Below are 11,524 nucleotides of genomic sequence, written 5' to 3' on the forward strand. Positions count from 1 at the left end.
GGGTCAGCTCCCGCCGGCCGAGACGACCCGGTAGAGCCCGCCCGACGCCCCGGGGTCGGGCTCCCGGTCGTCGGCCTTCTTTGCGTCGAGGTACGACTTCGAAGCCCGTTCGGTGAAGTAGACGGCGTCGTCGGTGACCAGCGGCGCGCACGTGACGTTGCCGACGCCCTCGACGCGCCAGGCCTCGTCGCCGGTGTCCTTCTCGACGGCGTAGCAGTAGTCGTCGTAGGCGCCGGCGAGGACGTGCTCGCTGGTGACCGTCGGACAGCCGACGATCCGGCCGCCGGTGTCGAACGACCAGCGCTGGCTCCCGTCGTCGAACTGCAGCGCGTAGAGGTGCGAGTCGTGGCTGCCGACGTAGACGGTCCCCGTCCCGGCCTCGATGGCGGGCCCGGACATCACCAGCCCGTCGGTGTCGAACGACCACTCCTCGGTCCCGTCGGCCAGCGCCACCCGGTAGACGGAGCCGTCCCACGACCCGAAGACCGCGCTCCCGCCGGCGGTGGCGACCGGTCCCTTGATCGGCCGCCCCGTCGGAAACTTCCACAGGTACTCCAGGTCGGGGTAGCTCCAGGCGTAGAGGTAGCCGTCGTTCGAACCGATGACGAGGCGGCCGGCACGGCGGTCGACCGCGGCCGTCGAGTGGGGGTGGTCGGTGACCCGCTGGTCCTCCCAGGTCACGTCGCCGGTGACGGCGTCGACGGCGAACATCGCGCCGCTGGGCTCGTAATACTCGACGCCGATGTAGACGGTGCCGTCGTGGTACCCCGGGCTGGACCCGATGGCGTCGCCGAGTTTCGACCGCCAGTAGCGCTCGCCGGACTCCAGGTCGAACGCGTACAGCGCGCCGTCGTAGGCCCCGATGTAGACGGCGCCGTTGGCGACCGCGGGCGTCCCGTGGATCCCCCGCGAGGTCGGCTCGACCGACGACCGCCAGACCTCCTCGCCGTCGGGTGTCACCCGCCGGATCTCGCCGTTGTCGCCGGGGACGACGATGTCGCCGCCCGGCACTTCGACGGGGCTGGCCTTCGCCGCCGTGTGGTCGCCGGTGTTGACCGCCCGGACCGTCCAGTCGACTTCCGGGTCCGTGGGGACCGTCGCGTCGGGGTAGACGCCGCGGCGCTGGAGGCCGCCGCGGAACTGCGCCTCGGCGGCCTCGCTGAGCGGTTCTCCGTCGGTCTCGATCCGCCTGACGACCTCCGTCCCCCCGGGCGCCGCCACGCAGCCCGCGAGGGCGGTCGCGACGCTGCCGGCGGCCGCGCCGGCCGCCCCCAGAAACGCGCGCCGCGAGTGGGGTTCGTCCATGGCCCGGTAGTCGTCGCCGGGTCGTTTCACTGTTACGGGCCGGGAGCGGGTCGACGGCGGGCCGCCCCCGTCCGGTTGCGCTTCGACTGCACGCTCCTTCTCCGGTTTTCGCCCGCCCCTACCCCCACAGCTAAGGGTTCGGCGGCCGCGCACGCGGACATGGCGACCGACGAGCCCCCCTCGGGCGACATCCGCGTGTTGCTCGTCCTCGACCTCCTCCTCTCGCTCGTGTTCAGCGTCGGCGTCGTCTACGCGCTGGACCTGGTCGGGATCGGCGAGTACACCTGGCGGAACGTCGCCCTCGCGACACTCTTTCTCGCGGTCGCGACGTATTTCGCGGTCCTCCGGGAGTGAGCGCCCCGGAGCGGGTCGACGGCGATCGGCGATCCACGAAGTCGGCAAGCCGTTCGGCCGCCGGATCCGTTACCAGTCTCGCGCCCGTAGCACGCGTGCTATGACAGCCGCACTGTTCGTCGTCAGCGAGGAGGGCTACTGGGGAGAGGAGTGTATCGAGCCGCTCACGACACTGGAGTCGGCGGGCGTCGACGTGACGGTCGCCACGCCGTCGGGCGACCCGCCCGTCGTCGACGAGCGCTCGGTCGACCCCGACGAGGTCGGCGAGGAGACCGCCGAGCGCGTCCGCGAGGTCCACGAGAACCACGCGGAGCTGAACGACCCCGAGCCGGTCGCCCGCGCCGAGGCCGACGGGCACGACGCCGTCGTCTTCCCGGGCGGCCACGGTACCGAGTGGGACGTGAACCAGGACAGCGACGCGCGACGGCTCCTCCGCGACGCCGTCGCCGGCGACGACGGCACGGCGCTCGTGGTGTGTCACGCCGTCGGCATCCTCGCGTTCACCCGCACCGACGACGGGGAGTTCCTCGTCGACGGCCGCGACGTGACCGGGTTCCCCAACGAGTGGGAGGAAGGCATCGTCGACGACGACGACCGGATGCCCGACGGCCGGAAGCTCCCCTACTGGGTCGAGGACGAGGTGAAAACGGCCGGCGGGAACTGGGACGCCGAACTCGACGCAGACGAGTCCGTCACCGTCGACGGCGACCTCGTGACCGCCCGCGGCCCCGGATCCTCGGCGGCCGCCGCGCGCACCCTGCTCGACGAACTCGGCGTCGCAGCCGAAGCCAGCGATTGAGACTGAACTGAACGGCCGCCCGGCGCGCGCTGTCGTCTCGGAATCGCTTGCGATTCCGATGGGCCGTCAGAGCTTGCTCTGACGTTGGCGGCCTCCGTGCCGCGACGGAATCGCGCGAGGTCTGCGGGAGCTGTGCTCTCGCCCGATCCCGAAAAATCGAAGATCTTCGGCGACAGCGGCCGCGGGCGCGCCGATGGCGTTCAGCACTCACCGTCGAGTGCGGCCGCTTTCCATCTCGCGTAGATACGCAACTCGAAACCGCTACCCAACGAGCAACGCGACCGGTTCGTGCTCGCTCGTTCGATCCGAATCCTGAAGACCGGTGGTAGACAATCGATCGGTCAATGCACGTCAGCATCGTGGGCAGCGGCTACGTCGGGACGACCGTCGCCGCCTGTCTCGCCGACCTGGGGCACGAGGTGACGAACGTCGACATCGACGAGGACATCGTCGCCGCCATCAACGACGGGGAGTCGCCGATCCACGAGCCCGGCCTCGACGACCTCGTGGCCGAGCACGCGGGCGAAAACCTGCGGGCGACCACCGACTACGACGCGGTCCGCGAGACGGACGTGACCTTCCTCGCCCTGCCGACCCCCTCCGAGGACGACGGCGCCATCGACCTGGCCTACATGGAGGCCGGCGCCGCCTCGCTGGGCGAGGCGCTGGCCGAGAAAGCGGGCGACCACCTCGTCGTCGTCAAGAGCACCGTCGTCCCCGGCTCGACAGAGGAAGTCATCGCGCCCGCCATCGAGGAGACATCCGGGAAGACCGCCGGCGAGGGCTTCCACGTCGCGATGAACCCCGAGTTCCTCCGGATGGGCACCGCCGTCGCGGACTTCCTCGACCCCCAGAAGATCGTCTTCGGCGCCCGCGAGGCCGCCGCTTACGACACGCTCGGCGACGTGTTCGCGCCGCTGGTCGCGGAGAGCGACGCCGCCGTCGTCGAGACCGGCATCCGCGAGGCCGAGATGATCAAGTACGCCAACAACGGCTTCCTCGCGTCGAAGGTCTCGCTGATCAACGACATCGGGAATATCTGCAAGGAGTTCGACGTCGACGCCTACGAGGTGGCCGACGCGATCGCCTTAGACGACCGGATCGGCGGGAAATTCCTGCGGTCCGGTCTCGGGTGGGGCGGTTCGTGTCTCACCGGCGACCAACGAGTGATGGCGAAAGACGAGGAGGGGACAAAACTCCTGACGCTCGCGGAGTTTTTCGATCGGTACGTCGACGACGGCGGCGTGGCCGACGTGTCCGTTCTCAGCTGTGACGAGCACGGTACGTTCGAATTCAAGTCCGTCCAGGCCGCGACGCGGCGTCCGTACGACGACGACCTCTACACGGTTCGGACGAAGATGAACAAGGAAGTCACCGTCACGAGGGACCACCCGATGGTGACAATCGAGCGGGGGGGCCCGGTCGTCCGCGAGGCCGAGACACTTTCACCCGGGGACAAGATTCCGGTACAGACGAGTCTCCCGGAAGATCCGGTCGGGATGATCGACCTGCTCGAACTCGTCGCCTCGTCGGATCGATTCGACAATTCGAGCGTCTACCTGAAACCGTCGTTCGAACTGGAGACGATCGACGAGGAGTTCCGCGAGGTACTTGCGGAGTACAACAGGCAGTTCAGCTACTCGAAACTTCACGACCTCGTTCGGAGCAACTACCTCCCGCTGGACGTGTTCCTCGAATACGAGGACGAGTTACCGTTCGACCGCCGCGATCTCTCCCTGTACACTACGTGTGGCGGCGGGCAGACGTACGTACCCGCGATAATCGAGGCGGATGAGGAATTCTGGCGGTATATCGGCTACTATCTCAGCGAGGGGCACGTCAACGAAGACAACTCCGCACGGGGCTCAAACGTTCGAAAACGCGTGTTCCTGAGCTTCCACCCGAGCGACGAACCGGAGTACGTCTCGGAGGTCGAATCCTACTACGAACGGCTCGGGATCAGATACCGAACCGAGACACAGGAAACGGCGACCCAGATCGAGGTTTCCAGCCGCGTGTTCGCGTACCTCCTCGAATGGCTGGGGTGTGGCACCGGTTCGTACTCGGCGAGCGTGCCCGACCTCGCATTTCAAGAACCGCCCGAGCACAGGAAGGCGCTCCTGTCGGGGCTGTTCCGCGGCGACGGATACATCGAGTACACGAACCACTCCAACGCGGTGGTCTACGACTACGGGTCGGTGAGCGAGGAACTAATCCAGGGGATGCAGTTCCTCCTGCACAGTCTGGGAATCGTCCCCAGCTACAAGACGTCACAGTCGCGGAAATCCACGCAGCCCGCACACTTCCTCCGGGTGAGTTCCAAACGGCAGATCGCGCTCCTGCAGGAGATGTTTCTACCGGAGGAGCAGGCGAATATTCAGGAGCGACTCGACGCGTACGATAGGGATATCAAACCGACCGGGCACGCCGATGGTGGCACACACACGACGGTTAAGGTCAAAGAGATCTCGGTCGAAGCGTCTTCAGACGAAGTCTATTCACTGGAAGTCGAGGATAACCACACGTTCGTGACGACCGATGGGTTAGTGGTCCACAACTGCTTCCCAAAAGACACCAACGCCATCATCGCGGCCGCGCGGGAGGCGGGCTACGAGCCGCCCGTCCTCGAAGCCGCGGTCGAGGTGAACGACCTCCAGCCCGAGCGGCTACTCTCGCTGCTGGACGAGCGGGCGGACGTGGCCGGCGAGCGGGTCGCCGTCCTCGGTCTCTCGTTCAAACCCGGCACCGACGACGTTCGCAAGACCCGGGCGGTGCCGGTCATCGAGGGCCTCCAGGAGCGGGGCGCCGACGTGGTCGCATACGACCCGGTGGCGACCGAGAGCTTCGACGAGCACTACCCCGACATCGAGGTCGAGTACGCCGACAGCGCGACCGAGGCGCTGGACGGTGCCCGCGCCGCAGTCGCGGTCACCGACTGGGACGAGTTCGCCGCGCTCGATTCGGAGTTCGAGGCGATGGCCGAACCGCTGGTCCTCGACGGCCGCCACATCATCGAGCGCCGCGACGGCATCGAGTACGTCGGCCTGACGTGGTGAGCGGGCGGCCCCGCCCGCCGACGCTGTTCCGCCGCTAGTTCTCGACCGACACTCGCGACCCGTCGACGACGGCCGAGTCGGGCACCCGGACGGACCGGGACTCGTTGCCGGCCGTGAGGTCGTAGGTCCCCGGGTAGGGGACGACCAGCCGGTAGGTCCCGTCGGAGCGGACCGTCGCCTGCTGGCGGTACAGGAACGACGTGTTGGGGATCTCGACGGTCATCCGAGCTTCTACGGTCGCATTGACCGGCGCGGTTCCGGTGACGGTCGCACCGGGAACGAGCGTGAACACCTTCGTCGTCGTACTCGTGGAGGCGTAGACGGCGCGGTAGTGTGAGACGGCGTCGTACCCCTGTTCGGCCCACCGGCTCCCGTAGGTGACGTAGAGGTGTTTCTGGATCGTCCCGTCGCGGCGCGGCAGCGGTTCGACGACGACGAAGCCCGTGTCCTCGTAGAGCCGTTCGTACCAGCGGGCGCTGGCCGCCGAGTCGTCGTAGATGAACGACGTGTAGTTACCCTGGGCCCGCGAGTAGTTCTCCGCGACGCCGCTGGTGAAGTAGTTGTAGACGCGATTGACACTCCACCGGCTGAAGACGTAGCTGTCGGGATAGTCCAGTCCCTGCTCGTCGGCGTAGCCGCCCATCCAGGACGCCGCCCGGTAGGTCTCCTCCTCGACGACGCCGTTCTCCACGTCGGCGGGCAGGTAGACGACCCCGCCGCCGACGACGGCGAGGACGACCAGCGCCGGGACCGCGACGGACCGGGGTGTCAGCGCGGCGCGGTCGAACCCGTCCGGTGCCCCTCCGTCGGCGCCCGTCGCGGTCCGCCACTCCGTCCCGACCGGGCGGCGGACGGGCGCCGGGAGCGCGGCGAGGTCGCGCCGGGCGAGCAGCCAGACGAACGCGACGGCCGCGAACACGGCCAGTATCGGCGCGAAGTGCGCCGCGAACCGTATCTGTAGCGCGCTCAGGAACAGGAGCCACCACGCGTAGCCGCTCAGGGCGAGCCACTGGCGGTCGCCCAGGGCCGCGCGGCGCAGCGCCCACACCATCACCGGCAGCCCCAGCAGAACGACGACGCCGAAAAACTCCAGCCCGAAGGTGTTGCCGGGCGTGAACACCGGATCCTTCTCGGCGACGTTCGACCGCAGGAGCAGGAAGCCGACCCCGCCCAGTAACCGCCCGACAGTCTCCGGCAGGACGACCCAGAGGGTCACGAGTCCGACGACCGGACCCGCGAGTTCCGCGCCGACGAGCGCCCGCACGGACAGCGACCCGCGGTGGACGAACTCGCCAACGCCGACGAGCGCGAGGCCACCGGCCAGCAGTACACCGGGTACCACCGCGACGGCGACCGACTGCCAGCCGAGCGCGGCGTGCGCGCCCAGCGTCAGCGCTGCAGCGACCCCGATACCCGCGAGGACCGGTCCGTTCGCACGCAGCGGCGACCGTTCCTCGACCACGTCCAGCGGGACCGCGGCCGCGAGATACCCCGCGACGGGCACGAGCAGGAGCGGACTCCCCTCCCAGGCGAGGGTCTGCCCGGCGACAGCGACGCCGAGCAGGCCTGCGCCGCCCAGACCCGTCGACTCGAACGCCTCGTCGGCGTCGACGGTGACGACCCGCGCGAGCACCGTCAGGGTCACCGTCGCCCAGACGTAGTCGAAGGCGTGGTGGTCCGCGAACCCCAGCGAGGTCCGGAAGGCGAACGTCGGGACCAGCGCCAGGACGAGGGCCGCTACCAGCCCCACGCGCCGGTCGTCCATCACGCGGGCGCCGAGCAGGTACAGGATCGCGGCCGTCGCGACCGCCGCGACGACGGGATACCACGCCAGGACCGCGCCGGTCGCGACCTGTCCCCCGCCGGCGAGGCCGGCGACCAGCCAGATCACGGCCAGGAACAGCGGCTCCCCCGTCGGCAGGTCCACGAGCGCTCCGGGGTCGAGCGGCCCACCCGCTCCGCTCAGCAGTCGGTCCACCTGGTAGCGATAGAAGTACGGGTCGTTCGCCGTCAGCACCACGTCGCCCCCGCGGAACACGTCCCGGTAAATGTACGCCCGGGTCCACACGAACAGGGCGGCGACCGACAGAACGACGCCGACGGCGGTTCCGCGGGCCGACGCAACCGTGGAGATGTCGCGCTCGTCGATGTCGCGAGCCGACGGGAGGTCGGGCAGAGAGAGGCTCGCGACGACCGCCGCGGCCCCTCCCCCGTCGCTCGACTCGGTTTCGTCTGCGGCCGCCACGTCCGCTTCGAGCGCGGCACGAACCGTCTCGGGGTCGGCGAGTCGATACCCGCCGTCGGCGTCCTCGACGACCCCCTGCTCGACGAGGCGGCCGAACGTCCCGGTGTCGACCGGTACGTCGTCGAACGTCCACGAATCCGTCGCCTTGTCGGCGTCGAGGAGCGCGGCCAGCGCCGCCTCGAACTCCGGGTCCTCGGCGGCTCGCGCCGCGAGGTCGTCCCTGTCCGCCATCTTGGAAGGAACTGTGTCCACGGGGAAAAGACGTTCCGGTTAGCGCACGCGGTCGGCGCCGCCCCCGCCTCGATCGCTCCGGTCGCCGGTGTCGGTCCCGCTCTCGGCCTCGCTCGCGGCGTCGCCGCGGCGCCGGTCGACCGCGAACACGGCACCGGCGACGAGTAACGCCGCGGCGAGCACCCGCGGGTCCGAGGTGACGTAGAGACTCGGCGTCGGCGGCCGCCACCAGGTGACCGGGTAGAGCCACGGACCCGCGCGGCCGTCCGCGAATACCCGGAGGCCGTCCAGCACCAGCGACAGCGACCCACCGGCGACGAGGAATCCGAACGCCCGTCGCCGGTGGCGGGGTCCGAACGCCAGCGCGACGGCGCCCGCCACCAGCCCTACGCCGCCCAGCGTGCTCACTGCGCTCCAGGAGAACGGGACGCCGAGTACGGTCTCGACGGTCGCCGAGTCCAGCAGGAGGTCGACCTTCACGAGGTCGGGGACCGCGGCGCCGCACATCCCCACGGCGACCCACGGGGGCGCGATCCGGTCGGTCCGCCAGCCCGCGACGGTCAGGACGACGTAGACCGCGAGGACGTGGGTCAGCAGGTCAGCCATCCCGGCTCACCTCGCGCTCGTCCGCTCGCACCTCGAACGTCAGCGACTCCCGGTCGACTCGCCAGCGGCGGAAAAAGGCCGCGAGCGCGAGCAACGCGCCGACCGCCGAGACGGCGTACTTGTACCCCTTCGAGGCGCCGGCCGGGTTGACGACCGCCACGGCCGAGGCGTCGATGGCCCGATCCGCCTGGAGAGTGCCGTACACCTGGACGACCCCGCCGGGCCGGACGCGCTCGGCGAAGCCGGTCACGGTCATCTCGAAGGGTCCCTCCGCCGAGTCGACGCGGACCGTCGCCCGGTCGGCGCCGGCGTCGACCCGCCGGACCGTCCCGAACAGCAGCGTCCGCTCGCCGACGTGGGCGTCGTAGCCGGTGGCGAGTTCCTCGGGCTCCGGGTACGGGCTCTGGGTCGGCGCGACGGCGTCGTAGTGGACGCACACCCCCCCGAGGACGCCGAGGAGCGCGACCACGCCGACGAGCCGGACCAGCGGATGCACGCTCCCGTCTCGCGAGGCCGACGAGAAAACGTTTTCGCGCCGTTCGCCGACGCCGGGCGGCCCGTCGACACGCCGGGCCCACTTCGACGGAGGACTCCGAGCGCACTTCGACGGAGGTATACCCCGACCGCGCCTCGGCTCGCCCATGCGCCAGTTCGTCGTCCTCGGCCACGACGCGCCGACGACCCCCGACTTCTCGCTCGACGACATCGCCGGCGGCGCCGGCCGCCTCGACGTGCTCTGTCGCTGCGTCACCTCGGCCTTTTTCCTCTCGCACGACATCCGCGCGGCCGTCCGGGTCCACCTCGTGCTGGCCGACGAGTTCACCGTCACCTTCGACGGCCGCGAGTTGCGCCGGCTCAACCCCGACGAGCGCTCGACGGCCGCGCTCGTCCGCGGTGCACTGGAAGAGCGCGAGGAGGCCATCGGCCACCAGCCCGTCGAGACCTCGCCGGGTGTCTCGCTCACTCGTCGGGGGTTCGAGCCGACCCTCGACGCCGTCGCCAGGGACGGCACCGTCGTCCAGCTCCACGAGGACGGCGACTCCGTCGTCGCCGCCGACCCGCCGAGCGACCCCGTGTTCGTGCTCTCGGACCACCGCGATTTCACCGACCGGGAGGCCGACCTGCTGGCCGACGCCGCCGACCGCCGGGTGCGGCTGGGGCCCGAGCGGCTCCACGCCGACCACGCGATCACCGTCGCCCACAACTACCTCGACACCGACGGCTTCACCGAGTACTGACTCGCTCGTCGGTCGGTTCGAGACGGGCCGCCGTCCCGGGGTGAGCGCGCTTCGGAACTGTTAAAAACGGCCGGTGTCTCCGTACAAGTGCTACCAGCACGGGCCGGTGGGGTAGCTTGGTATCCTTCGGCCTTCGGGTGGCCGTAACCACGATTCAAATTCGTGCCGGCCCACTTTTCCACCGCACTACTCCCGGAGCGGCGGCTCTCCCGGGCGGCCCGCCCCCGAAACTGTCCGGTTCCGTCGTCTACTTCACGCCGGCACTCGGGGATCCGGCGTACAGTGATCGTACTCCACGCGTCGTTCCCGATCGACCCCGAGCACCGCGACGAAGCGCTCAAACTGGCCGACGACCTCGTCGAGCGGTCCAACGAGGAGGCCGGCATGATCGACTACCGGGCGACCGTCGACCTGCAGGACGAGAACGTGATCCGCTTCTTCGAGCAGTACGAGGACGAGGCCGCCTTCGAGGCCCACACCGGGACCGACCACTTCCAGGCGTTCGAGGAGCGCCTGCCGGACCTGCTGGCCGGCGAACCCGAGGTCCGCCGGTTCGAGGTCGAGTCGGCGACGGACCTGGAACTCTGAGGGGCGTCCCGCCGGACGGCGCCGCCCCGTCGTGGCCGCAGTCGCGGGATAGAGTCCCGAAGCGGCCGCCCCGACGCCGTACACGACCAGTTGGGCGGGAACGTTTAGGGGGCTGGCCCCGAATCGTTCTGACATGAACGTACTCGTCGTCGGCGGGAGCGGGTTCGTCGGGACGCACCTCAGCGAGGAACTGGTCGAGCGGGGCCACGACGTGACGGTCCTCTCGCGGAGCCCCGACGGCGAGGGGCTGCCGGCGGCCGCGAGCACGTACGCGGGCGACGTGACCGACTACGACAGCATCGAGGGCGCCTTCGAGGGCAAGGACGCGGTCGTCTACCTCGTGGCGCTGTCGCCGCTGTTCAAGCCCGACGGGGGCGACGAGATGCACGACCGCGTCCACCGCGGCGGGGCGGAGAACTGCCTGCGGGCCGCGGAGGAACACGGCGTCGAGCGGTTCGTCCACCAGAGCGCGCTCGGCGCCGACGCCGACGGGCCGACCCACTACCTGCGGGCGAAGGGCCGCGCCGAGGAACTCGTCCGCGACTCCGACCGCGAGTGGGTGATCTTCCGACCCTCTATCATCTTCGGCGAGGGCGGGGAGTTCGTCGAGTTCACCAAGAAACTGAAGTCGTGGTTCGCGCCGGGCCTGCCGGTGTACCCGCTGCCCGGCGGCGGGAAACAGACGCGGTTCCAGCCGGTCTGGGTCGACGAGTTCGTCCCGATGATGGCCGACGCCGTCGGACCGAGTCCGACGAGCAATCGGAACTCGGGGAGTTCCGATGACGCCGTCGAGGACGACGACCACGTCGGCGAGACCTACGAGATCGGCGGCCCGGACGTGCTGACGCTCCGGGAGGTGACCGAACTCGTCTACGACTCGGAGGGCAAGTCCGTCTCCATCGTCCCGCTGCCGATGGCGATGGCGAACGTCGGGCTCACCGTCCTCGGGAGCGTCGGGTTCCCGATGGGGAAAGACCAGGTCCGGTCGCTGCGGCTGGACAACACGACCGACCGCAACGACGTGGACGCCTTCGGCGTCTCCGAGTCCGACCTGACGACGTTCCGCTCGTATCTCGGCCTCGGCGGGTGACCCTGCGGGCGA

Annotated in this window: 9 protein-coding genes, 1 tRNA gene and 2 pseudogenes; 8 read left to right on the plus strand and 4 right to left on the minus strand. The window is 69.8% G+C overall.

All coding sequences use genetic code 11. The annotated features are described in order from the left end of the window. Positions 1-3: 3 nt before the first annotated feature. A complete protein-coding gene (locus ACMGFG_RS05910; protein ID WP_436929424.1) occupies positions 4-1,305 on the minus strand; it encodes an outer membrane protein assembly factor BamB family protein in 1,302 nt (433 codons plus the stop codon). 159 nt (positions 1,306-1,464) lie between these two features. Between ACMGFG_RS05910 and ACMGFG_RS05915 the strand changes: the two genes are divergently transcribed. The 4 genes and pseudogenes from ACMGFG_RS05915 to ACMGFG_RS05930 form a co-directional block, all read left to right on the plus strand. Continuing rightward, positions 1,465-1,659 (plus strand): DUF8107 family protein, encoded by a 195-nt coding sequence (locus tag ACMGFG_RS05915; protein ID WP_436929425.1) that lies wholly within the window; start codon positions 1,465-1,467, stop codon positions 1,657-1,659. Positions 1,660-1,759: 100 nt separating this feature from the next. Continuing rightward, the gene (locus tag ACMGFG_RS05920) at positions 1,760-2,458 is read left to right on the plus strand and encodes a type 1 glutamine amidotransferase domain-containing protein (protein WP_436929426.1); all 699 of its coding nucleotides are present in this window, start codon (positions 1,760-1,762) and stop codon (positions 2,456-2,458) included. A 344-nt stretch (positions 2,459-2,802) separates the two neighbouring features. Further along, positions 2,803-5,010: pseudogene (locus ACMGFG_RS05925) on the plus strand (nucleotide sugar dehydrogenase); the annotation flags it as partial. A gap of 3 nt (positions 5,011-5,013) precedes the next feature. Next, positions 5,014-5,514, plus strand: a pseudogene (locus ACMGFG_RS05930) (UDP binding domain-containing protein); the annotation flags it as partial. 34 nt (positions 5,515-5,548) lie between these two features. On the opposite strand, the gene ACMGFG_RS05935 reads toward ACMGFG_RS05930, so the two are convergent. The 3 genes from ACMGFG_RS05935 to ACMGFG_RS05945 are packed head-to-tail and all read right to left on the minus strand — an operon-like array spanning position 5,549 to position 9,092. Beyond that, positions 5,549-7,990 carry an STT3 domain-containing protein gene (locus ACMGFG_RS05935; RefSeq protein ID WP_436929427.1) on the minus strand — a complete coding sequence of 814 codons (2,442 nt, stop codon included), beginning with the start codon at positions 7,988-7,990 and terminating at the stop codon, positions 5,549-5,551. Between the two features lie 39 nt (positions 7,991-8,029). Beyond that, positions 8,030-8,596, minus strand: a complete 567-nt coding sequence (locus tag ACMGFG_RS05940; RefSeq protein ID WP_436929428.1) for a metal-dependent hydrolase — start codon at positions 8,594-8,596, stop codon at positions 8,030-8,032. Continuing rightward, positions 8,589-9,092, minus strand: a complete 504-nt coding sequence (locus ACMGFG_RS05945) for an OB-like fold-containing membrane protein (protein WP_436929429.1) — start codon at positions 9,090-9,092, stop codon at positions 8,589-8,591. Before ACMGFG_RS05945 ends, ACMGFG_RS05940 begins: the two co-directional genes overlap by 8 nt. Positions 9,093-9,237: 145 nt before the next feature. Between ACMGFG_RS05945 and trmY the strand changes: the two genes are divergently transcribed. From trmY to ACMGFG_RS05965, 4 genes are all read left to right on the plus strand, one after another. Further along, on the plus strand, positions 9,238-9,834 hold the full coding sequence (gene trmY / locus ACMGFG_RS05950) for a tRNA (pseudouridine(54)-N(1))-methyltransferase TrmY (protein ID WP_436929430.1): 597 nt from the start codon (positions 9,238-9,240) through the stop codon (positions 9,832-9,834). 100 nt (positions 9,835-9,934) lie between these two features. Further along, positions 9,935-10,007: transfer RNA gene (locus ACMGFG_RS05955), tRNA-Pro, on the plus strand. Positions 10,008-10,116: 109 nt separating this feature from the next. Next, positions 10,117-10,422 carry a putative quinol monooxygenase gene (locus ACMGFG_RS05960; RefSeq protein WP_436929431.1) on the plus strand — a complete coding sequence of 102 codons (306 nt, stop codon included), beginning with the start codon at positions 10,117-10,119 and terminating at the stop codon, positions 10,420-10,422. A 133-nt stretch (positions 10,423-10,555) separates the two neighbouring features. Further along, positions 10,556-11,512 (plus strand): complex I NDUFA9 subunit family protein, encoded by a 957-nt coding sequence (locus ACMGFG_RS05965; RefSeq protein WP_436929432.1) that lies wholly within the window; start codon positions 10,556-10,558, stop codon positions 11,510-11,512. Positions 11,513-11,524: the final 12 nt, after the last annotated feature.

It is taken from the genome of Halosimplex halobium (assembly GCF_051414055.1).
Classification (GTDB): Archaea; Halobacteriota; Halobacteria; order Halobacteriales; family Haloarculaceae; genus Halosimplex; species Halosimplex halobium.

Excerpts from the sequence above, each read along its gene's own strand:
- ACMGFG_RS05910 (WP_436929424.1), bottom strand. The coding sequence starts at position 1,305 with ATGGACGAACCCCACTCGCGGCGCGCGTTTCTGGGGGCGGCCGGCGCG.
- ACMGFG_RS05915 (WP_436929425.1), top strand. The coding sequence starts at position 1,465 with ATGGCGACCGACGAGCCCCCCTCGGGCGACATCCGCGTGTTGCTCGTC.
- ACMGFG_RS05920 (WP_436929426.1), top strand. The coding sequence starts at position 1,760 with ATGACAGCCGCACTGTTCGTCGTCAGCGAGGAGGGCTACTGGGGAGAG.
- ACMGFG_RS05935 (WP_436929427.1), bottom strand. The coding sequence starts at position 7,990 with ATGGCGGACAGGGACGACCTCGCGGCGCGAGCCGCCGAGGACCCGGAG.
- ACMGFG_RS05940 (WP_436929428.1), bottom strand. The coding sequence starts at position 8,596 with ATGGCTGACCTGCTGACCCACGTCCTCGCGGTCTACGTCGTCCTGACC.
- trmY (WP_436929430.1), top strand. The coding sequence starts at position 9,238 with ATGCGCCAGTTCGTCGTCCTCGGCCACGACGCGCCGACGACCCCCGAC.
- ACMGFG_RS05965 (WP_436929432.1), top strand. The coding sequence starts at position 10,556 with ATGAACGTACTCGTCGTCGGCGGGAGCGGGTTCGTCGGGACGCACCTC.